The organism is Parvimonas sp. KA00067, assembly GCF_001553085.1.
GTDB classification, from domain to species: Bacteria; Bacillota; Clostridia; order Tissierellales; family Peptoniphilaceae; genus Parvimonas; species Parvimonas parva.
This window is the reverse complement of sequence record NZ_KQ960141.1, coordinates 73854-96823: the sequence shown is the minus strand read 5'-3', so window position 1 is coordinate 96823 and position 22970 is coordinate 73854. Positions and strand designations below refer to the sequence as shown.

At 29.3% G+C, this 22970-nt stretch carries 23 protein-coding genes; all 23 read right to left on the bottom strand.

Annotated elements, in window-relative coordinates:
• Positions 1 to 5: 5 nt before the first annotated feature.
• The 23 genes from pgk to HMPREF3181_RS00940 all read right to left on the bottom strand — a co-directional run bounded on the left by pgk (position 6) and on the right by HMPREF3181_RS00940 (position 22962).
• Positions 6 to 1202 carry a phosphoglycerate kinase gene (gene pgk, locus HMPREF3181_RS01050; protein ID WP_068472145.1) on the bottom strand — a complete coding sequence of 399 codons (1197 nt, stop codon included), beginning with the start codon at positions 1200 to 1202 and terminating at the stop codon, positions 6 to 8.
• Positions 1203 to 1263: 61 nt separating this feature from the next.
• A complete protein-coding gene (gene gap / locus HMPREF3181_RS01045; RefSeq protein ID WP_068472143.1) occupies positions 1264 to 2265 on the bottom strand; it encodes a type I glyceraldehyde-3-phosphate dehydrogenase in 1002 nt (333 codons plus the stop codon).
• Between the two features lie 124 nt (positions 2266 to 2389).
• The gene (gene map, locus HMPREF3181_RS01040; RefSeq protein WP_068472141.1) at positions 2390 to 3148 is read right to left on the bottom strand and encodes a type I methionyl aminopeptidase; all 759 of its coding nucleotides are present in this window, start codon (positions 3146 to 3148) and stop codon (positions 2390 to 2392) included.
• A gap of 65 nt (positions 3149 to 3213) precedes the next feature.
• On the bottom strand, positions 3214 to 4149 hold the full coding sequence (locus HMPREF3181_RS01035; RefSeq protein WP_068472139.1) for an ABC transporter permease: 936 nt from the start codon (positions 4147 to 4149) through the stop codon (positions 3214 to 3216).
• Positions 4149 to 5225, bottom strand: a complete 1077-nt coding sequence (locus tag HMPREF3181_RS01030) for an ABC transporter permease (protein WP_068472137.1) — start codon at positions 5223 to 5225, stop codon at positions 4149 to 4151. The genes HMPREF3181_RS01035 and HMPREF3181_RS01030 overlap by 1 nt, the downstream gene beginning before the upstream one ends.
• Complete coding sequence (locus HMPREF3181_RS01025; protein ID WP_082713857.1) at positions 5215 to 6753, bottom strand: ABC transporter ATP-binding protein; 1539 nt, start codon at positions 6751 to 6753, stop codon at positions 5215 to 5217. The genes HMPREF3181_RS01030 and HMPREF3181_RS01025 overlap by 11 nt, the downstream gene beginning before the upstream one ends.
• Positions 6754 to 6913: 160 nt before the next feature.
• Positions 6914 to 7555 carry a YigZ family protein gene (locus tag HMPREF3181_RS01020; RefSeq protein ID WP_068472135.1) on the bottom strand — a complete coding sequence of 214 codons (642 nt, stop codon included), beginning with the start codon at positions 7553 to 7555 and terminating at the stop codon, positions 6914 to 6916.
• Complete coding sequence (gene hflX / locus HMPREF3181_RS01015; RefSeq protein ID WP_068472133.1) at positions 7545 to 8819, bottom strand: GTPase HflX; 1275 nt, start codon at positions 8817 to 8819, stop codon at positions 7545 to 7547. The genes HMPREF3181_RS01020 and hflX overlap by 11 nt, the downstream gene beginning before the upstream one ends.
• Positions 8820 to 8913: 94 nt before the next feature.
• Positions 8914 to 9120 (bottom strand): helix-turn-helix transcriptional regulator, encoded by a 207-nt coding sequence (locus HMPREF3181_RS01010; protein WP_068472131.1) that lies wholly within the window; start codon positions 9118 to 9120, stop codon positions 8914 to 8916.
• A gap of 183 nt (positions 9121 to 9303) precedes the next feature.
• Entirely contained in the window at positions 9304 to 9519 is a 216-nt protein-coding gene (locus tag HMPREF3181_RS01005) for a helix-turn-helix transcriptional regulator (RefSeq protein WP_068472129.1), read from the bottom strand.
• A gap of 92 nt (positions 9520 to 9611) precedes the next feature.
• Positions 9612 to 10031 (bottom strand): hypothetical protein, encoded by a 420-nt coding sequence (locus HMPREF3181_RS01000; RefSeq protein ID WP_068472127.1) that lies wholly within the window; start codon positions 10029 to 10031, stop codon positions 9612 to 9614.
• 51 nt (positions 10032 to 10082) lie between these two features.
• On the bottom strand, positions 10083 to 10307 hold the full coding sequence (rpsR, locus tag HMPREF3181_RS00995) for a 30S ribosomal protein S18 (protein ID WP_004833472.1): 225 nt from the start codon (positions 10305 to 10307) through the stop codon (positions 10083 to 10085).
• A gap of 19 nt (positions 10308 to 10326) precedes the next feature.
• Positions 10327 to 10779 (bottom strand): single-stranded DNA-binding protein, encoded by a 453-nt coding sequence (locus tag HMPREF3181_RS00990; protein ID WP_068472125.1) that lies wholly within the window; start codon positions 10777 to 10779, stop codon positions 10327 to 10329.
• A gap of 12 nt (positions 10780 to 10791) precedes the next feature.
• The gene (gene rpsF / locus HMPREF3181_RS00985) at positions 10792 to 11076 is read right to left on the bottom strand and encodes a 30S ribosomal protein S6 (protein WP_068472123.1); all 285 of its coding nucleotides are present in this window, start codon (positions 11074 to 11076) and stop codon (positions 10792 to 10794) included.
• Positions 11077 to 11200: 124 nt separating this feature from the next.
• Positions 11201 to 12442 carry a phosphoribosylamine--glycine ligase gene (gene purD / locus HMPREF3181_RS00980; protein ID WP_068472121.1) on the bottom strand — a complete coding sequence of 414 codons (1242 nt, stop codon included), beginning with the start codon at positions 12440 to 12442 and terminating at the stop codon, positions 11201 to 11203.
• Between the two features lie 9 nt (positions 12443 to 12451).
• Positions 12452 to 13981 carry a bifunctional phosphoribosylaminoimidazolecarboxamide formyltransferase/IMP cyclohydrolase gene (gene purH / locus HMPREF3181_RS00975; RefSeq protein WP_068472119.1) on the bottom strand — a complete coding sequence of 510 codons (1530 nt, stop codon included), beginning with the start codon at positions 13979 to 13981 and terminating at the stop codon, positions 12452 to 12454.
• 1 nt (position 13982) lies between these two features.
• The gene (gene purN, locus HMPREF3181_RS00970) at positions 13983 to 14606 is read right to left on the bottom strand and encodes a phosphoribosylglycinamide formyltransferase (RefSeq protein ID WP_068472117.1); all 624 of its coding nucleotides are present in this window, start codon (positions 14604 to 14606) and stop codon (positions 13983 to 13985) included.
• Positions 14607 to 14656: 50 nt separating this feature from the next.
• Positions 14657 to 16102, bottom strand: a complete 1446-nt coding sequence (purF, locus tag HMPREF3181_RS00965; protein WP_068472115.1) for an amidophosphoribosyltransferase — start codon at positions 16100 to 16102, stop codon at positions 14657 to 14659.
• The gene (purC, locus tag HMPREF3181_RS00960; protein WP_068472113.1) at positions 16089 to 16796 is read right to left on the bottom strand and encodes a phosphoribosylaminoimidazolesuccinocarboxamide synthase; all 708 of its coding nucleotides are present in this window, start codon (positions 16794 to 16796) and stop codon (positions 16089 to 16091) included. Before purC ends, purF begins: the two co-directional genes overlap by 14 nt.
• Position 16797: 1 nt before the next feature.
• Positions 16798 to 20466 carry a phosphoribosylformylglycinamidine synthase gene (locus HMPREF3181_RS00955; RefSeq protein ID WP_068472111.1) on the bottom strand — a complete coding sequence of 1223 codons (3669 nt, stop codon included), beginning with the start codon at positions 20464 to 20466 and terminating at the stop codon, positions 16798 to 16800.
• 17 nt (positions 20467 to 20483) lie between these two features.
• Complete coding sequence (gene purM / locus HMPREF3181_RS00950; RefSeq protein WP_068472109.1) at positions 20484 to 21509, bottom strand: phosphoribosylformylglycinamidine cyclo-ligase; 1026 nt, start codon at positions 21507 to 21509, stop codon at positions 20484 to 20486.
• A 15-nt stretch (positions 21510 to 21524) separates the two neighbouring features.
• Positions 21525 to 22004, bottom strand: a complete 480-nt coding sequence (gene purE, locus HMPREF3181_RS00945; RefSeq protein WP_068472107.1) for a 5-(carboxyamino)imidazole ribonucleotide mutase — start codon at positions 22002 to 22004, stop codon at positions 21525 to 21527.
• A gap of 280 nt (positions 22005 to 22284) precedes the next feature.
• A complete protein-coding gene (locus HMPREF3181_RS00940; RefSeq protein WP_068472105.1) occupies positions 22285 to 22962 on the bottom strand; it encodes a phosphoribosylaminoimidazolesuccinocarboxamide synthase in 678 nt (225 codons plus the stop codon).
• Between the last annotated feature and the right edge of the window lie 8 nt (positions 22963 to 22970).

The following is a 22970-nucleotide window of genomic DNA, read 5'->3' as shown; positions in this document are numbered from 1 at the left end:
CTCCATTATTTATTATCTATAGCATCAATTCCAGGTAAAATTTTTCCTTCTAAAAATTCTAAAGATGCACCTCCACCAGTTGAAATATGAGTTATTTTATCTTTATAACCTGATTTTTCAGCTGCAGATGCACTATCTCCACCACCTATGATACTTATAGCATCAGTTTCTGCAATTGCTTTTGCCATTGCAAATGTACCTTTTGCAAAGTTTGACATTTCAAAAACTCCCATAGGTCCATTCCAAACAACAGTTTTAGCATTTGCTATTTCAGTTTCAAACAATTTAACAGTTTCTTCTCCAATATCAAGTCCCATATAATCTTCCGGAATTGAATCCACATTAACGGTTTTAAATTCAGAATCATTAGAGAACTCTTTACTTATAACTACATCAACAGGCAACAATATTTTAACATTTTTAGATTTAGCTTTTTCTAATAATTCCTTGGCTAAATCAATTTTATCTTCTTCCAATAAACTTTTACCTACTGAATATCCTTGAGATTTCAAGAAAGTAAATGCCATTCCACCACCGATTATAATAGTATCAACTTTTTCTATTAAATTTTCAATTACAGTAATCTTATCAGAAACTTTTGCTCCGCCTAAAATTGCAACAAAAGGTCTTTTAGGATTAGAAAGAGCATTTCCCATAATAGAAATCTCTTTTTCAACTAAAAATCCAACTGCTGATGGTAAAAATTTACAAAGACCTGCATTTGAACAATGCGCTCTATGACTTGTTCCAAAAGCATCATTAATATATACTTCTCCAAGTTCTGCTAATTCTTTAGAAAATTCATCAACACTCTTAGTTTCTTCAGCTCTAAATCTTGTATTTTCTAATAAAACAACTTCTCCATCTTTTAGACTTAAAACTTCATTTTTAACATTTTCATCTACAACTATATCGCTTTGTAAAAATTTAACTTCTTTATTTAAAAGGGCTGACAACTCTTTAGCAACAGGTTCTAAAGAAAATTCTTTTTTAGCTTCTCCCTTTGGTCTGCCTAAATGAGATAATAAAATTACTTTTGCATTGTTTTCAATTAAATAATTTATTGTAGGTAAAGCTGCTACAATCCTAGCATTATCTGTAATTTTCCCTATTTCAGTTTTTGACATAGGAACATTAAAATCAACTCTTACAATAACTCTTTTTGAGTTAACATCTAAATCAGTAATAACTTTTTTATTCATAATTACTCCTTACTATACAATATGAGGTGAAAATCTTCACCTCATATCATCTATTTGCATACTATTTTGAAAGATTAACTAAATATTGGAAAGTACGGATTAAATTTGCAGTATATGACATTTCATTATCATACCAAGCAACTGTTTTAACTAATTGTTTTCCATCAACTTCAACAATTCTAGTTTGAGTAGCATCAAATAAAGAACCATATTTAATTCCAATTACATCTGTTGAAACAATTGGGTCTTCAGTATATCCGAAAGATTCACTTGATGCTTCTTTCATTGCATTATTAATTTCTTCAACTGTAACATTCTTTTCTAAAACTGTTACTAATTCTGTTAATGAGCCGGTAGCAACCGGAACTCTTTGAGCAGAACCATCTAATTTTCCTTTTAATTCAGGAATAACAAGACCGATAGCTTTAGCAGCTCCTGTTGTATTTGGAACAATATTTATAGCAGCTGATCTAGCTCTTCTCATATCACCTTTTCTATGTGGTGCATCTAAAGTGTTTTGATCTCCTGTATAGGCATGAATAGTAGTCATTATACCTTGAACAATACCAAATTTATCTTGTAAAACTTTAGCCATTGGAGCTAAACAGTTAGTAGTACAAGAAGCACCTGATAAAATTTGTTCAGAACCGTCTAGTATATCATGGTTTACTCCATAAACGACAGTTTTCATATCTCCTTTTCCCGGAGCAGAAATAATAACTCTCTTAGCTCCAGCATCTATATGAAATTGTGCTTTTTCTTTTGCTACAAAGAAACCAGTACATTCTAATACAACATCTATATCTAATTCTTTCCAAGGCAAATTTTTAGGGTCTGCATCAGAAAATACTTTAACTTCTCTTCCGTCGATTACAAAGCTACCTTCATTTACGATAACTTCCTTTTCAAATCTTCCTTGAGTTGAATCATATTTTAACAAATGAGCTAACATATTTGCATCTGTTAAGTCATTTATAGCAACTACTTCAACTCCTTCTAAATCATGCATTAATCTAAATGCCAATCTACCTATTCTTCCGAATCCATTAATCGCAACTCTCATCTTGATTCCTCCTTAAATTTTTATAAAAGAATTTTCTTAAAATAGATTAATTAAATAATAAAAAATTATTAAAAAATCACATACCTAGATTATACTTCAATGTTAGTTAAAAATCAACCTATTTTTATTCATATAATGATTGGTCTGTTAAAATCAAAGGACCATCTTTTGTAATTACAAATGTATGTTCGTATTGACATGAAAGTCCCCCATCTATTGTTCTTGCAGTCCAACCGTCATCATCAATAGTACATCTCCAATCTCCTGTATTTATCATAGGTTCAACAGTTATTACCATACCTTCAACAAGTCTAACACCTCTTGTTGCAGTAATATAATGTGGAACTTGTGGGTCTTCATGCATTTCAACACCAATCCCATGGCCACAAAAATCTCTAACGATTGAATAACCTTTTGGCTCAACAAAATTTTGAATAGCCTTTCCAATATCAACAATTCTGTTTCCAATAACCGCTGCCTCTATTCCTCTATACATAGCCTCTTTTGTTACGTCCATAAGATTTTTAACTTCATCTGAAACTTCACCTACTGCATAACTCCAAGCACTATCTGATAAATATCCATCTAAATCTACAACCATATCAACTGTAATTAAATCTCCGGATTTTAATTTTTGTTTACTCGGAAAGCCATGGCAAATTACATCATTTACAGAAGTACAAGTTGCATAAGGATATCCGTGATATCCTATTTGCTTAGGTGTAGCTCCATGCTTTAACATAAAGTCATGACAAAATTTATTTACTTCTAAAGTAGTAACTCCGGGTTTTATAAAATCTCTCAATCCTATATGAATTTTTGATAAAATCTCTGCAGATTTTTTCATTCCTTCAATTTCTTTTTTACTTTTTATAGTTATCATATTATCCCCTCCAAATTTCAAAATATTCAACAAAAAGACATACCAAAATAGTATGCCTTTTTCATTTAATCTTCCAATTTTATATATGGAACTCCTGCTGAAGAAGGTCCTTTTGATTTTCCAACAAAGAAAATAAGTACTAACAATGTACTGATATATGGAACCATTGGTAATATAGATTCTGGTATATTAACACCCAATCCAGGTAATAAAATCGCTAATTCTTGAGCTGCCCCAAAGAACAAACAAGCTCCCAAAACTCCGTAAGGTTTCCATTTACCAAAGATTACAGCAACCAAAGCTATGAAACCATGTCCTGAAACAAGTGATTGTGAAAAGTTGGAAACTGTCGCTAAACTCATAGTAGCTCCACCAAATCCAGCTAATAATCCTGAAACTACAACTGCAAAATATCTATATAAATATATATTAACATTTAATGTTTCAGCAGCCTTTGGATGTTCTCCAACAGCAATTAGTCTTAATCCAAATTTAGTTTTATATAAATATATTGACATCAATACTACAAAAGCTATCGCTACATAAGTAGTAACATATTGTCCTAAAATTTTGTCAATAATTTCAACACCTGTTAAATTATCAAAAATTTTAGCCATTTTACCAGCACCAGATGATACAGGTATTGTTTGTTTTGCACCGTCAAAGAATAATGAACATACAAACAATGAAACACCAGGTCCTATGAAGTTTATAGCTATACCGGAAACAATTTGGTCTGCACCAAATGTTATACTAACAATCGCGTGAATAAGAGCAACTAAAGATGCTGCCAATCCACCTGCTAAAAATCCTAACAATGCACTCTTTGTAAAATATCCAACAGCAGCACCAAAGAAAGCTCCTATTGTCATCATTCCTTCTAAACCGATATTTGTAACACCTGCTTTTTCTGTGAACATACCACCCAAAGCAGCAAATAATAATGGAGTTGCAAATAATAATGTATCAGATATAAATAAAGCTATTTTTAATAAACTCATTACTTTTTACCTCCAACTTTTTTGAATTTTTTTGAAATAATTTTTATAACTAAAGGCATTGAAATGAATAAAACTATAATACCTATAATAATTTGTACAACTTCGTAAGGAACACCTAATAATTGTTGAACTCTAAATCCTCCTCTTTTTAGAACACTAAAGAAGAAACCTGAGAATATTGAGCCTATTGGATGGCTATTTGCTAAAAGTGCAACAGACATTGAGTCAAAACCATTACCTTCAGCAACTGTAAGTCTTGCAACATTTCCTGCAAATCCAAGAACTTTAACAGCACCGGCAACAGCACATAAAGCACCTGATAATCCCATAGATAAAACTAAATTACTTCCAACATTTATTCCACCAAATTCGGCAGCATAAGGATTTAGTCCTACTGCTTTTAATTCATAACCTTTTGAAGTTTTATTTAATAAATAATAAACTGCAAATGCTAAAACAACAGCAAGAATAATACCAAAGTTTATATCAGCTGAAAAGAAATCTTTAACAAATGGAATTGAAGAATTTCTCAATCCTCCAAACATTTTTATGCTAGCAGTTGATTGAATATCGTTTGATGTTTGTCCTGTTTCGTTGTAAAATTTACCAAAAGTTACAACTAAATTTGAAAAATAAAGTGCTATCCAGTTCAACATAATTGTAGTAATTACTTCGTGAACACCAAATTTTGATTTAACCCAACCTGCAAATCCACCCCAAGCCATTCCGGCTAAAGCTGCTAATAAAATACAAACTATTGGATGAATTATTGGTGGTAATTTTAAAAAGTATCCAAAAAATGCAGCAGTTAAAGAACCGATTATAAATTGTCCTTCGGCACCAATATTGAAAGCTCCTGTCTTAAATGCCAATGAAACCCCAATACTACCTATGATAAGTGGTACTGCATCTACCAAAGTTCTTGCAAAGAATTTTGGTCTTGAAAAAGTTGTTTCTATCATTATTTTATAATATTTAATAGGGTTAAAACCTGCTACCATAATAACAATAGACCCTACTATAAATCCTATTAATACAGAAAATAAAAGCATTAATATCTTTTTTCTATTGTTCATTATTAATAACACCCCCTGCCATCATAAGTCCTAATTCATTTTCGTTAGCATCTTTTCCAAGTTTTTCTCCAACGATTTTTCCTTTATAGATAACAGCAATCCTATCTGACAAGTCCATAACTTCATCTAATTCAAATGAAATCAAAAGAACCGCTTTTCCTTTATCTCTTTGTTCTACAATATATTTATGAATAATTTCAATAGCTCCAACATCAAGACCTCTAGTAGGTTGTGCAGCTATTAATAAATCAGGGTTGTTATCAATTTCTCTTGCTAAGATTACTTTTTGTTGGTTTCCCCCGGAAAGTCCTCTAGCAATAGCGTGAATATCATTCGGTCTTATATCAAATTTGTCAATCATTTCTTGAGTATAAGATTCTATCTCTTTAAAATTCAAAATACCTTTCTTTGAAAAAGGATCCTTTCCTCTTTTTTCTAAAATCATATTTTCAGAAACAGAAAAATCCAACACTAAACCACGTTTATGTCTATCTTCCGGAATCGTACTTATTCCACTTTCAATAATATCATAAACAGATTTATTTGTTATGTCTTTTCCAAGAATTGAAATACTTCCTGATTCAACTTTTCTAAGACCTGTTATAGCCTCTATAAGTTCTGATTGACCATTGCCGTCAACTCCGGCTATCCCTAGAATTTCACCTTTTCTAACATTTAAACTAAGTCCATTTAAAATTGGTAAATCTCTATTATTTAAAACATTAATATCCTTAACATCTAAAACAACATCGCCAACTTCAGATTCTTTTTTATTAACACTAAAGCTGACTTCTCTACCAACCATTTTTTCAGCAAGTTCTTTTTGTGAAGATTCAGCGACAGTGACTTTATCAATAAATTTACCACGACGAATAATTGTACAGTAATCTGCCATTTTTTTGATTTCATCTAATTTATGTGTAATTATTATGATGGATTTTCCTTCATTTCTCAAATTATTACAAATATTTATAAATTCATCAATTTCTTGTGGCGTAAGAACAGCTGTAGGCTCATCAAAAATAATAATTTCAGCACCTTTATAAAGAGCTTTTAAAATTTCAACTTTTTGTTGAGAACCTACAGTAATATCTTGAATTTTTGCATCTAAATCAATATTAAAACCATATTTTTCAATTATGGAAAGAACTTTTTTTCTGGATTTTTCAATGTCAATAAACATTCCTTTAGTATCTTCAGTTCCTAAAACTATATTTTGAATAACACTAAAAGGTTCTATAAGCATAAAATGTTGATGCACCATACCAACTCCATTTTCAACAGCCATTTTTGGAGTCATCGCAGTGTATTTATTAGAATTGATATAAATTTCTCCTGCATTTGGAGAATAAAGTCCATAAAGAATATTCATCAAAGTAGTTTTACCGGCACCATTTTCTCCTAAAAGAGCATGAATTTCTCCTTTTTTCAATTCGAAATTAACTTCATCTAAAACTTTATTTTTTCCAAAAATTTTAGTAATGCCTTTCATAACTACAATATTATCATTTGTTTTATTGTCAGACAAGTCAAAACCCTCCTATAAATAATATGCAATTTTCGTATCACAACAATTATTATACAATAAAAATCGTTTTAATACAAGGAAAAAAAATGATAAAAATGTAAATTTCAGAAAACATATTTTCCGATTAAACATTAGTTTACTAAATGTTAAATAATGTTTGTTAATCTAAAAATACAGAGCCATATTTTTCTCCATTAATTTTTACAATACAATTATCCGAAGTTTCATTAATCATAATATTTTTTAATCTTTCAAACTCCTCTTTTTTTACAGACAAATTTATTTTTACATTTTCAAGATATTCTATATTTAAAATTTCAAGTCCAAAATTTTTTAAAATATTTTCAATTTTTCCCCAGAAAATATAATCCAAAATTATATCTACATTGTAGAAAAGTTCTTTTCTAACAATTTTGGCCTCATCTAAAGCACCTACAACAGATTTTGTATATGCTCTAACAAGTCCACCTGCGCCAAGTAAAATTCCTCCAAAATATCTTGTAGCAATTACAAGACAATTTGTTATATCTTTTTTACGCAAAACTTCAAGCATAGGTACTCCTGCAGTTCCTGAAGGTTCTCCATCATCAGAATATTTTTGTGTTAATTTATCCATACCGATAATATATGCAAAACAATTATGTGTTGCATCTTTATATTTTTCCCTTATCTCAGAAATATATTTTTCAGCCTCATCTACACTTTCAACATAAAAAGCATGACCAATAAATTCAGATTTATTTACTATAAAACTATAAGATTTATTACTATGAATACTTAAAAAACTTTCTTTATCCTTCATTTACCTCATATCCTTTATAAATTTCATAATCATCCTTTTTTAAGATAACTTCTAAAAAAGTTCCATTTTCAAGATGCTCTACAAGTTCCGGAGTATAATCATTTAAAATATTACTCATAATTTTTTGTTTATCATAAGGAATTAAAAGTTTAGTTTTAATAGATGATGAAAATAAAACTTTTTCAATTTCCTTCAAAAGAAAAACTATATCCTCATCACTCTTAGCACTTATAAACACCTTATTTTCAACATTTGCATACTGTAACTTTATATTTTCATCTTCCAACTTATCAACTTTATTAAAAACATAAATTACTTTTTTATCTTCACATTCAAGTTTTTTTATCATATCATTTGTTATTTTGATTTGTTCATCCACATTAACATTTGAAATATCCACAACATGAAGAATCAAATCTGAATATTTAATTTCCTCCAATGTACTTTTAAAACTTTCAACTAAATTATGTGGAATATCGGAAACAAAACCAACGGTATCTACATACATAGCCTTTGATCCACTAAAAAGAATTCCTTCTCTAACATAGGTATCCAAAGTCGCAAACAACATATCTTTAACAAAAACTTCTTTAATTTCAGTATTTTCATCTTTTCCATAAGCTATTAACTTATTTATTAAAGTGGATTTCCCTGCATTTGTATATCCAACAAGAGAAATCATCGGCTCTTTTGAATTTATTCTCTTTTTTCTAATTTCATTTCTATTTTTTTCAATTTCTTTAAGCTGTGCAGTAATACTTGATATTTCCCTATTGATAGTTCTTCTATCAAGTTCTATTTGTTGTTCACCTACACCCTTACCACCAATTCCACCTTGTTGTCTTGAAAAACCACTTCTAAGTGCAGACAATCTTGGTAATGTATATTTTAATTTTGCAAGTTTTACTTGTAACTTAGCCTCTTTTGTTCTAGCTCTTTCGTTAAAAATATCCAAAATTAAATTTGTCCTGTCAATAACTCTAACACCTATAATTTCTTCTAAATTTTTAACTTGAGAACCTGTCAATTCATTATTAAAAACAACTACTTTTACATCTAACTTTTCACAATAATCTTTTATTTCACTTACTTTACCTTTTCCTATATAAAAGGCTTTATCTATACTAGATTTATTTTGAGTTAAATTTAAAACAACTTCACCATCTAAAGCCTCAACCAATTTTTCAAGTTCAAAAACTTTATCCTCCAAAGTTTTTTCATCCATATTCATATTTACAGTAACTGTAATAACTTTTTGTTCCATAAAAACTCCTTAATTTAAACTAATCTAATTGTATCACAAAATCATATATAAAGACAAACAAAAAGATATGTAATATTTTACTAAAACATATCTTTTAAAAATAAAATAAATCTTCAATTTTTTTATCCAATGCAATACATAAAATTAAAGCAAGTTTTGCAGTAGGATTAAATTGTCCCGTTTCAATAGAACTTATAGTGTTTCTCGAAACACCAATCATATCAGCTAATTTTTGCTGAGAAAGACCTTTTTGGGTTCGTGCCTCTTTTAAATTATTTTTTAAAATCAGTTCTTCATTCATATAAACTCCTTAAGCTTTAACAAAATGTAAATAAGCACTAACACAAGCTAAAATAATCATCAATATTCCCAAAATCAAATCTTTTTTTCTTTTATAGTAATAATATCTGGTAAAATTTCTTGGAATAATTCCAATAAAAAATAAAAAAAATACACTTTCTCAAGTGTATTATAATCAAACATCTTAACCAAAAGCAAAGAAAAAAACTTCTCCAAACTTTTTATCTAACTCAGTGGAAATTGTAAGAGCAAGTCTTATGCCTGGAATCAAATTTCCATTTTCTATTGAAACAATAGTTTCCGTTGAAACTCCTATTAAGTTAGCCAACTCTCTTTGAGAAAGTTCTCTTTCAACTCTGAATTTTTCTACATTATTTTTAGAAGATAATTTATTATTCACAAGCTCACCCCTCTTAGAAAAATTACATAATTTCTTTATAATAACGATTACATTCTCATTTTATCATTAAAAGTTTGAAAAGTAAATCAATTTTAAATATTAATATTTTTAACAGCCAAAATCAAAAATGAAATACCACTTAAGGAAAGTGCTAAACCCAATCCGGAATAAAAAAATTCAAAGAAAAAGTTTGGCAATAATCCACTAAATCTTAACGCCATACCAAAAGACATCATAAATATCATTAAAATATAACTTGATTTATCAAAAAATTCCCATATTTTCATTTTTTCTCTTTTATCATTTAAAATTCTGTTCTTATGTTTATTTACATACTTAGAAAATATCATTATATAAAATATCAAAAATATCGCTATTGCACCAAGCAGTCCCAATAAAAAATTTTTATCATCATTTATTAAAAAAGGAACTCCTACTTTCATAATCATTGTTCCGGCTATTAACCATAATATCCCTGCAATAAGAAACAAGTTTCTTTTTTTAGTATTCATAAATTCTCCTAATAATAAAAATGGGAGATTACTCTCCCCATTAATTACAAACTATTCAGCACTATATGGTAATAATGCAACTTGTCTAGCTTTTTTAATTGCTGCTGTAATTTCTCTTTGTTGTTTAGCAGTAGCACCTGTTACTCTTCTTGGTAAAATCTTACCTCTTTCACTAATGAATTTTTTTAGAGTATTTACATCTTTATAATCAAGTGGTTTACTGTTATCTGAGAAATATGCAACAACTTTTTTTCTTGGTCTAAATTTTCTTTGCATATTCATTCTCCTTTAAAAATTAAAATGGAATTTCTTCATCTGAGGCATCTTGGAATGGTAAATCAAAACCATCGTCCACACCTGTATCAAATGAACCAAATCCTTGTGTTGTAGCAGATTTTTGAACTCTATCGCCCCAGTCGATGAATTGAACTCTTTCAGCCCAAACTTCTGTAACGAATCTTCTAGTTCCATCTTGTGCAGTATAACTTCCTGATTGAAGTCTTCCTTGTATTGCTACATTTCTACCTTTTTGCAAATATTTTTGGCAATGTTCAGCTTGCTTACCCCAAACAACTATATTTATAAAATCAGCTGTTTGTTGTCCTTTAGCTTCTAATTCTTGTTTCTTTTCCTTAGACATTCCCTTATCAACTGCAATGGTAAATCTGGCATAACTGCTACTAGATGTTTGAGTATATCTTAATTCTGGATCCCTAATTAATCTACCTATCAAAATTACACTGTTCATAAAGTTCCTCCACTAAGCTTCTTGCTTAACAACCATATATCTAATGATAGCATCAGATATTCTTGATCTTCTTTCTACTTCTGCAACTACTTCAACAGCAGCTTCAAAATTAACTATGATATAATATCCTTCTTTAATGTAGTTAATTTCGTAAGCAAGTTTTCTATTTCCCCATTCATTAATTTCAGTAATAGTTCCATTGGCTTCAATAGCTGATTTAATTTTATCGAACGCTTGGTTTCTTACTTCTTCTTCTAAATTTGGTTTAAAAATAAAAACTCCTTCGTATTTTCTCATTACATTCACCTCCTTATGGTCTCTGGCTCTTTTTATTGAGCAAGGATTTACTGATATATTATAGCATAAAAAAAAATATATGTAAAGTTTTCAACAAAAAAAATTACATATATTTCCTTTAATTTTACATTTTTCCGATATCTTTTCTAAATTGTTTTGTTTCAAAAGATATTTTTTCAATATTTTTATAAACTTTTTCTCTTATTTCATCATAAGTATTTCCAAATCCTGTAACAGATAAAACTCTACCACCATCTGTTAAAATTTTTCCATCTACAAATTTTGTATTATTATGATAAACATAAATATCTTCATCAACTGAATCAATTCCTATTATTTCTTTTCCTTTTTCATAAGCTTTTGGATAGCCTTTTGAAGTTAGTATAACTGTTAAACATTTTTCACTCTTCCATTTTAAATCTTCTCTTTTAAGTGTTCCATCTAAAGATTTTTCTATCGCTAAAAGTAAATCACTTTTCATTCTAGGTAAAACAACTTCAGTTTCAGGATCTCCAAATCTTACATTAAATTCTAAAACTTTAGGCTCTTCATCAATCATAAATCCGATAAAAAGTATTCCTGAATAATCTAATTTTTCTTTTTTCAATCCTTCTGAAATTTTCTCTAAAGTTTTTTCTATTTTTAATTTTAATTCATCATTGAATAATTCACTTGGAGAATAGCAACCAACCCCTCCAGTATTTTCACCTTCATCATTATCAAAAATTCTCTTGTAATCTCTTGCACTTTCCATAGGAATTAAATTTCCTTTTGATACAAAACAAAGTAAAGATGCCTCTTTCCCTTTTAAAAATTCTTCTATGACAACAGTAGTTCCCTCTTGTCCAAAAATTTTATCTTCAAAAAGTTCTGTAAAATATTCCAAAACTTCCTCTTTAGAATTACAAATTCTAACACCCTTTCCTGCACAAAGTCCATCAGCTTTTATAACTATTGGATATGAAAAACTTTCGATAGCTTTAATTCCCTCTTCTTTTGATTTTATAGTTTCATATTTTGCAGTTGGAACATCATATTTTTTCATAAATTCTTTTGCAAAATTTTTACTTCCTTCAAGTCTTGCGCTTTTTTTATTAGCTCCAAAAACTTTTATATTACTTTCAGAAAATAAATCAACTATTCCCTCACAAAGAGGTGCTTCAGGTCCAACTACTACAAGGTCGATATTATTATTTTTTGAAAATTCAAAAATTTCTTCATTAGAATTTAATACTATATTTTTAGCATATCTAAGAGTTCCTGCATTTCCTTTTGAACAGAAAAGTTCAGTACATTTACTACTTTCAGATATTTTTTTACAAATGGCATCTTCTCTCCCGCCATTACCAACAACTAAAACCTTCATATCTTCCTCCTAATGTCTAAAATGTCTTGTAGATGTAAATACCATAGCTATTCCATATTCATCACATAATTTTATTACATTTTCATCTTTTATAGAACCACCCGGTTGAATTACAGCCTTAATTCCATTTTCTTTTAGTAATTCAACAGTATCTTCAAAGAAGAAAGCATCTGATGCTAAAACTGCATCTTTAAGATTTTCTTTCGCTCTTTCCAATCCCTCTTGGACTGCCCAAGAACGTCTAACTTCTCCTTGGCCGATTCCAATAGTTGCATTATCTTTTACAATTACAATACCATTTGAACAAACTGTTTTACAAGCCTTAAAACCAAAAATTAAATTTTTTAATTCTTCTTCAGTAGGTTTTCTCTTTGTAACAAATTTTAATTCTTTAGTTAATAAAGTATCGTCATAATTTTGAACAACCAATCCATTTAAAACTTCTTTAGTCATAATGTTTGGAAGTTTAAATTCTGATATATTTTCAACTTCGATTAATCTAATATTTTTCTTTTTAGTCAAAATTTCAATAGCATCTTTTGAAAACTTATTTGCAATTACAATTTCAACAAAAAAGCTATTTATTTTTTCGGCAATATACTTAGTAACTTCTCTATTCAAAGCAATGATCCCACCAAAAATTGAAACAGAATCGCAAGCATAAGCCTTATCATAAGCATCATCAATATTTTCAGCTATTGCAAGTCCACAAGGATTGTTATGCTTAACAGCAACAACACAAGGTTCTTCAAACTCTTTTACAATTTTTATAGCAGAATACATATCTGTTAAATTATTGTAAGATAATTCTTTTCCATGTAATTGTTTAAACTCAGTTTTTTCTTCATCTTTAACATAAACTTTTTCATAAAAAGATGCTTTTTGGTGTGGATTTTCTCCATATCTTAAATCACTAACTTTTTTATAAGTTGTAGTTAATTTTTCAGGAAATTCAATATTTAATAAATCATTGAAATAACTTGAAATTAATGCATCATAATAAGCTGTATAATTAAAAGCCTTACAAGATAGATATAATCTAAAATCTTTATCCAATCTATCTTCTTTTAGTCTTTCAATAATTTCAGAATAATCACTAGGGTCAACAACGATAGAAACATCATTATAATTTTTAGCAGCAGCTCTAATCATTGAAGGTCCACCAATATCAATATTTTCAATTAAATTTTCATGTGTTTTATTTTCACTATTTAAAACTTTTTCAAAAGGATATAAATTATTTACAACCATATCTATTGAAGAAATACCAATTTTTTCAATTGTTTCAACATGACTTTTTTCATCACGTCTATATAAAATTCCTCCATGAATAAATGGGTGTAAAGTTTTTACACGTCCATCTAAAATTTCCTTAAAATTAGTTACCTCATCAACTTCAATAACATTAAGTCCACTTTCTTTTAAAATTCTATAAGTTCCACCGGTTGAAATAATTTCCCAACCTAAATTTATAAGTTCACTTGCAAATTCAACTATATTATCTTTTTCAAAAACACTAATCAATGCTCTTTTTGTCATTTTATTCCCCCACTATGAATGCTCTATTTTCTTTAAAAACAATTTTATTTTCACAAAATGCTTTTATCGTCTTTACCAATATTCTATGCTCAACTTCTAAAACTCTTTTAGCTACAATTTCAAAATCATCATCTATAAAAACGGGTACAATATCTTGTAATATTATAGCTCCGGTATCTACATTTTCATCAACAAAATGAGTAGTAGCTCCGGTGAATTTCACTCCCGATTTAATAACGGCCTTATGCACATTTTCCCCATGAAATCCCATTCCACAAAATGAAGGAATTAAAGAAGGGTGAATATTAATTATTTTTTTAGAATATTTAGAAATCAACTTTGATGATAAAATATTTAAGTAACCTGCAAGAACTATTAAATCAATATTTCTTTTTTCAAGCTCCTCAATAATCCTTTCATCATATTCTTCATTACTTAAAAATTCTTTTTTATTCAAATAAAATGTATCAATATTTTCATTTTTCGCCCTTACAAGACCATAAGCATTTTTTCTATTAGAAAAAACCAACTCTATCTTTCCATTAATTTTATTTTCTTTAACAGCATCAATTATGGCTTGTAAATTTGTTCCTCCACCGGAAATAAAAACAGCTATATTCAACATAATTTACCTTTCTATAACAAAATTTACCACAGCTCTAAAAAGAGCTATGGTTATTTATTTTTTCTTTTCAAAAACTCTTTTTGAATTTCAGTTAATGAATTATTAAAATCTTCTTCGTAATCATATAATCCGGCAGAATAATCTCCATTGAAACAATCCATACACAAACCACTATACGGTGCATCAAATTTAAGTCCTATTGAATCTATAAGACCTTGTTCACTTAAATATCCCAATGAATCCGCTCCGATTATTTCTCTTATTTCTTCTAAAGTTTTATTAGCAGCAATAAGCTCTCCTGAAGTAGAAATATCTATTCCATAAAAACTTGGAAAAACAAAAGGTGGTGATGCAATTCTAACATGAACTTCTAAAGCTCCTGCATCTTTTAAAAGTTGAACTATTCTTCTGGAAGTAGTACCTCTAACGATAGAATCATCAACCATTACAACTCTTTTTCCTTTAACAACACCTTTTACTGCTGATAATTTCATTCTAACACCTTGTTCTCTAAGTTCTTGAGTAGGTTGAATAAAAGTTCTTGCAACATATTGATTTTTAATCAATCCCATTTCATAAGGTAAACCACTTTCTTCAGCATATCCACTTGCAGCAGAAAGTGAAGAGTTAGGAACCCCTATTACTATATCTGCATCAGCAGGGCACTCTCTTGCAAGAGTTCTTCCCGTATTTTTTCTTGCAGTATGAACATTAACACTTGCAATATTTGAATCCGGTCTTGCAAAATAAACATATTCCATAGCAGCGATAGAAATTCTATCAGCAGTTGTATAGTTTTCTATTCTAAGACCGTCTTTATCTATAATAGCTAATTGACCTGCCTTTACATTACAAACAAATTCTGCGCCAATAGTATCTATTGCACAAGTTTCACTTGCCATAACATAAGCACCATTTTTTGTTTTACCAATTACAAGCGGTCTTAATGAGTTAGGGTCAACAGCTCCATATAAAGTATCTTTAAGTAAAACTAAGTAAGTAAAACCACCTTTTACTGTATTCAAACTCTCTTTCAATTTTTCTTCAAAAGTTTCTTTTTTGCTTCTTCTAATCAAATGAATCAAAACTTCAGTATCTGATGAAGAATGAAAAATTGCTCCCTTTTTCTCTAATTCAAATCTTAAAGTTTTTGCATTTACCAAATTCCCATTATGACAAATACCAACACTCATATCATAAAAATCAAATAGAAAAGGTTGAACATTTCTAACACTATTATCTCCAGCTGTTGCATATCTAACATGACCAATAGCCGAACTTCCAACTAAATTATAAAGTAATTCTTTATCCTTAAAAACTTCAGAAACTAATCCTAAATTTCTATAACTGTATAAATTTTCTCCGTCAGAACTTACAATACCTGCCCCCTCTTGACCTCTATGTTGTAAACTATGAAGTCCAAAGTAAGTTAATTTTGATGCATCATTATGATTGAAAATTCCAAAAACTCCACATTCTTCATTAATTCCACGCAATTGTTATTCTCCTTAAAACTTCTTCATAAGCATCCATTACTGAACCTAAATCTCTACGGAAACGGTCTTTATCAAGTTTATCCATAGTTTCTACGTCCCACAATCTACAAGTATCCGGAGAAATTTCATCAGATAAAATTATCTTTCCATCACTTGTTTTACCAAATTCTATTTTAAAATCTACTAAAATCAAACCTGCCTTTAAGAAAAATTCTTTTAAAAGCTCATTAATTTTTGCTGTTTCTTTTTTTATAAAAGCAAGTTCTTCTTCAGTAACTATTTCTAAAGCAATAGTATGGTCATCATTTATCAACGGGTCATTAAGCTCATCATTTTTATAACTTAATTCAAAAACAGGTTTTTTTAATTTTCTTCCCTCTTCTAAACCATATTTTTTAGCCATTGAACCTGCAACAATATTTCTTGTAATTACTTCTAAAGGAATTATTTTGACATGTTTACAGATTTGGTCTGTATCATTCACTTTTTTTATAAAATGAGTTTCTACTCCATTTTTTTCCAAATATTCAAAAATAAATGAAGTAATTGTATTATTTAAAACACCCTTTTTATTAAATTCTTCTTTCTTTTGCCCATTGAATGCAGTTGCACTATCTTTATAGTGAACATATATTTCTTCATTATTTTCACATTCAAATAATTGTTTCGCTTTTCCTTCGTATAAAAGTTTCATACTATTTTCCCCCTTTAAAATAATTTACACCATTTTTAAATATATTTTGTATTCCTTTTACAGTTTTAGTTTTATACAAATCAGTTCCATAACGTTCGCTATGTCCCATCTTACCTAAAACCAATCCGTCTTCACTCAACAATCCCTCAATAGCATACAATGAGCCATTTGGATTGAACTTTCCGTTACTACTTGCATTTCCTTCAAAATCACAATATTGGAAAGCGCATAAATGTTTGAATTTTTCAATGTTTTCTCCAACAAGTTTTCCTTCTCCATGGCTAAACATTACTTCATGTAATTCTCCAATTTCAAAATCCCATGTCCAAGGAGAATTTACATTTGCAACACGAGTTATTGCGCTTGTTGAAATGTGGTGGTAACTATCATTTCTATACAATGTTAAATCATCTTTTGTTAAATCTTTTATTCTTCCATAAGGTAAAAGACCTGACTTAATTAAAGCTTGAAATCCGTTACAAATTCCTAAAATTAATTTTTTATCATCTAAATGTTTGTGAATTGCATTTTTAACTTTTTCATTTTTCAAAACATTTACAATAAATTTCGCACTTCCGTCAGGCTCATCTCCACTTGAAAAACCTCCCGGTATCATAATGATATGTGCATCTTTTATTCCATTTACTAAATCTTCTATTGATTTTTCAATATCATCTTCTTTTTTATTTCTAAATACAATGGTTTTTATTTTAGCACCTGCATCAATAAATGCTTTTTCCACATCATATTCACAGTTTGTTCCAGGAAATACAGGAATAAGAACATTTACATCTTCAACATATTCCTTGTAATATCTCTTTTCTGCCTTTCCACTAGATAAATTTTCACAACTTCCCTTATCTTTATTTTGATATAAAGGATAAATTTTATCTAAAGTATTAGTATAAGCATTGTAAATTTCATCATATTCAAAAGTAATTCCATTTACAACAATTTTTTCACTTACTTCACCAATTTTTTCAAAAGGTAATTCGTAGTTTGACTCAACAACCATTGATGCCGGGTCAAAGTTTAAAATATTTTCTTTATTAACTGTAAAACCTAAACCATTACCGACAGCCATTTTTACTAGAGAACTTACAACACTTCCCTCTTCTTGAACATATACAGATAAAACTTTTTTATCTTTTATAAGTTCATTTACTAATTCATAATTTTTCAAAGTTTCTTTTATATTCGGATATCCTTTTAAATCTTTAACAACCGGAATATAGTATAAATAATTCCCAACTGATTTTAATTCAGGAGAAATTACATTTTTAATTTTTACCGGAGTACAAGCAAAAGAAATTAAAGTTTCAACTACATTTAAGTCGTTAAATGTTCCGGACATACTGTCTTTACCACCAATACTTGGACAGCCAATTTCATTTTGTGCATAAATACTTCCAAGTAAACTTTGAGTAACTTTACCCCACTTTTTACTATCTTTTCCAAGTTTTTCAAAATACTCTTGGAATGAAAGATATAAATTACTTCTATCTCCACCAACTGCATAAACTTTAGCAACAGATTCTAAAACGGCATATATAGCTGATAAGAATGGTGAATAATGAGAAATTTTAGGAATAAATCCATAACTCAAAATCGTAGCAGTATCACTTGTTGAATGAATTGTAGGAATAGCTTGAATTCCTGCTTGAACAGGTGTTAACTGATTTTTACCTGAAAATGGCATTAACACAGTAGTAGCTCCAATTGAGCCGTCAAATCTTTGAGCAATACCCTTTTGACAAGTTACATTTAATGAAGATAATTCATTCAATACATTTTCTTTAGAAAATTCTTTATTTTCAAAAGGATTTACTCTATTATTATCTACTAAAGTACTATTTGAATGCTGTCTAACTCCACTTGTTGCTAAAAAGTCTGCGCTTAAATCCATAACTTTTTCATCATAGTAATACATTTCAAGTCTTTTTCTATCAGTAATAGTTGCAACTTTTGAATATTCTATATTTTCTTTTTCACACTCTTTAACAAAAAATTCATAATCATTTGGAGAAATTACAATCGCCATACGTTCTTGAGATTCACTTGTTGCAATTTCAGTAGGATTCAAACCTTCATATTTTAGCAAAACTTTATCTAAATGAATTTCTATTCCTTCAGATAATTCTCCGATAGCAACACAAACACCGCCCGCACCAAAATCATTACATTTTTTAATTAACTTTGTAACTTCAGGTTTTCTAAATAATCTTTGAATTTTTCTCTCTTCAATGGCATTTCCCTTTTGAACTTGACTTGATGCAGTTTCTAACGAATCATTTGTATGAACTAAACTTGAACCACTTGCACCTTGAATACCATCTCTACCAGTTCTTCCGCCGATTAACATTACAATATCATCTTTAACAGGTGTTTCTCTTTTAAAATCTCCATACTTAACAGCACCTACAACAGCTCCAACTTCCATATGTTTAGCAACATAAGAATCATCATAAAGTTCTTTTACATAAGTTGTTGCAAGTCCGATTTGATTACCATAAGATGAATAACCACTTGTAGCCTTTGTTGAAATATCAACTTGTGGTAACTTATGCTCTAAAGTTTCTTCCCTACTTTGTAAAATATTTCCACAACCGGTTACCCTCATTGCTTGATAAACATAACTTCTTCCTGACAATGGGTCACGAATAGCACCCCCAACACAAGTACTTGCACCACCAAAAGGTTCAATTTCTGTTGGGTGATTATGTGTTTCGTTTTTGAATTGAATTAACCATTTTTCAGTTTTTCCATTATTTTCTATATCTGTAAAAAATGAGCAAGCATTTATTTCTTCACTAACTTCAATATTTTCGTCATTCAATATTCTTCTATGATATTTTCCTATTACACTTGCCATATCCATTAAAGTTATTGGCTTTGTAATATTCAATTCTTTTCTGATATTTAAATAAATATCGAAAGCATCTTGCATTTCTTTTTGGAAAAGTTCAGATTCAATCTTAACTTCATCTAATATAGTTTCAAAAGTTGTATGCCTACAATGGTCGCTCCAATAACAATCTAAAACATAAATTTCTGTTTCAGTAGGAGTTCTTCCCTCTTCTTTAAAATAATTTTGAATGAAAATCAAATCTTCAATATCCATAGCTAAAGACATTTCTTTTTTCAAAGAAATCAATTCTTCCTTTGAAAAGTTAGAAAATCCTGTTAAGTCTTTCATTTCTTTCATTTCAGAATTCATTGAAAAACTTAAAACACTCATATCCTTAACTCTTGATTCAATAGGATTTACTAAATATTTTTTTACATTTTCAAGTTCATTTTGACTTAAAACTTTATCAAAAATAACAAGTTTCCCACTTCTTACAGTTATCTTTGAAGAATTGTCCAAAAGAGATACACATTGAACAGCACTATCTGCTCTTTGGTCATATTGAGCAGGTAACGTTTCATAAGCAAAATATTTTCCATCCTCTAATTTAATATCTTCAACAACTTCATCAATCATAACTTCTGAAAAAACAGAATTTTTAGCTAATTCATAAGTTTTTTCATTGATATTGTAAATATCATATATTATATAAACTTCTAAATCATTTATTCCTAAATTATATTCTAAATTTAAACTATCTTTTAAATCTAAAGCCTCTTTATTGTATCCAGCTCTTTTTTTTACAAAAATTCTCTTATCCATAATTCCTCCAAAATTTACTAACATAAAATTACTTTGGAACTTCCTTCAACAACTTCTCCAACTTCATAAATCTCTTCATTCATTTCCTTGAATAATTCTTTTATTCCGTTTACATCATCTTTTTCAACAAAAAGCAACATTCCTATTCCCATATTAAAAGTTCCATACATTTCTTCTTTTGAAATTTCTCCCCATTTTTGAAGAAGTGAAAAAATTTCTTTTGTTGGAATATTTTTTTCAAAAATTTTAGCATCAACATCATCACCTAAAACTCTTGGTACATTTTCATAAAGACCTCCACCTGTTATATGGCAAAGTCCATTTACATTAAATTTTTCTAACAAAGCTACTACTTGCTTTGCATAAATTCTTGTAGGAGTTAAAAGCTCTTCTCCTAAAGTTTTTCCGGTTTCAATAACATCATCTAATGAAAAGTTTTTGTGGTCAAAAATTATTTTTCTAACCAGAGAAAAACCATTACTATGGACTCCGGAAGATGGTAAAGCTAAAATAACATTACCTTTTTTTACATTTTTCTTTCCGTCAATTATTTTATCCTTTTCAACAACACCAACACAGAAACCTGCAATATCATAATCTTCTTCTTTATATATTCCAGGCATTTCAGCAGTTTCTCCACCAATTAAAGCACTACCTGATTGAATACAACCCTCTGCAACACCTTCAACAATACTTGCCATTTTTTCAGCAACAAGTTTTCCTGTTGCAATATAATCTAAGAAAAATAGAGGTTTAGCTCCTTGACATAAAATGTCATTAACACACATTGCAACACAATCTATCCCAACAGTATTATGAACGTCCATCATTTGCGCTAATTTTACCTTAGTTCCAACTCCGTCAGTTCCGGAAACTAAAACAGGATTTTTCAAATCTTTTCCCAACTCAAAAAGTCCGGAAAATCCTCCTAAATCTGAAAGCACTCCATCTGTATAAGTATTTTTAATAAATTTTTTGATTAAATTTACCTCATTATACCCTTCGTGTTTATTTACTCCTGCTGATTCATAAGTTAATGCCATTAAAATATCCTCCATTTATAAACTAAGTTCATTATCCATTTGTTTAACTTGTTCTTTCATTTTTACTTTATACTCTTTAAGTTTTATCTTTAATTCATCATACTTTAATGAAAGAATTTGTGCTGCTAAAATTCCGGCATTTTCTGCCCCGTCTATTGCAACTGTAGCAACAGGAACCCCCTTTGGCATTTGAACAGTTGAAAGTAAAGCGTCAAGTCCGTCAAGAGTTGATGCCTTTACAGGAACACCGATAACAGGTGTAGTTGAAATACCGGCTAATACCCCTGCTAAATGGGCAGCCTTACCCGCAAACGCAATTATTAATTCAATATTTTTTTCTTCCATACTATTTACAAAATCTACTGCAAAATCTAAAGAACGATGAGCAGAAATAACTTTTGCCTCATATTCTATTCCAAATTCTTTTAAAACATCACAAGTCTTTTTAGCAATATCTTTATCAGAAATGCTACCCATAATAACAGCTACTTTCATAATTACCTCCAAAAATCAAATAAAATAAAACTAATTACTGACTAAACTTTCAAAAAAACAACCAAAACATCATCTTTAGCGAAGTGCGTAGCACGAAGTCAATCTAGCCCTAACTTGTTTGCTTTAAAACATAGTAGGTCTGACGCAAAGATTGTCCAAATCTTTGATTTGGGAACAATCGACTGTGAACATCTTCACGCATGGTACTTTACTTAACTTTAGTAATCTTAATTAGTGTTTAGTATAAAACAAAAAGCTGGGATATTCTTCCCAGCTAAAATTATTTAAGCAAAAAAGAATATAAATCAGTTGGTGCAACAATTTCATCTCCGTTATAAACTCTCATATTGCCACCGGATATTTCGTCAATCAATACAACTTCTCCACAAGATTTACCAAATTCTAATTTAATATCGTATAGAGTAAGCCCTTTTTCTTTTAAAATATCTCTAATAATAGTACAAATTTCCTTAGTAAGCACTACTAAATCTTCATATTCTTTTTCTGTCAATATATTTAACATTACAAGTGCGTCCTTAGTAATTAAAGGGTCGCATCTTTCGTCATCTTTTAATGTAACTTCAACATAAGTATCTAAATCATCATTCATATTTGCATATAAACCATATCTTCTGATAAAGCTACCAACAGCCTTAAATCTGCATATAACCTCCAAGCCTTTACCAAAAACTTTACAAGGCTTAACAGTCATGGTATTCTCATTTAAATCACAATCTATATAGTGAGTTCTAATTCCTTTTTCTTTTAAAATTTCGAAGAAATACTTAGTAATCTTTAAACCCTCATGACCTACCCCTTCTATAGATAGACCAACAGTATTAGCACCCGGGTCAAAAACTCCATTTTCTCCGGTAACATCGTCCTTAAACTTTAAAACATAATTTCCATCTTCGCTCTTATAAATATCTTTTGTCTTTCCAGTATAAATTTTTTCCATAAAATACC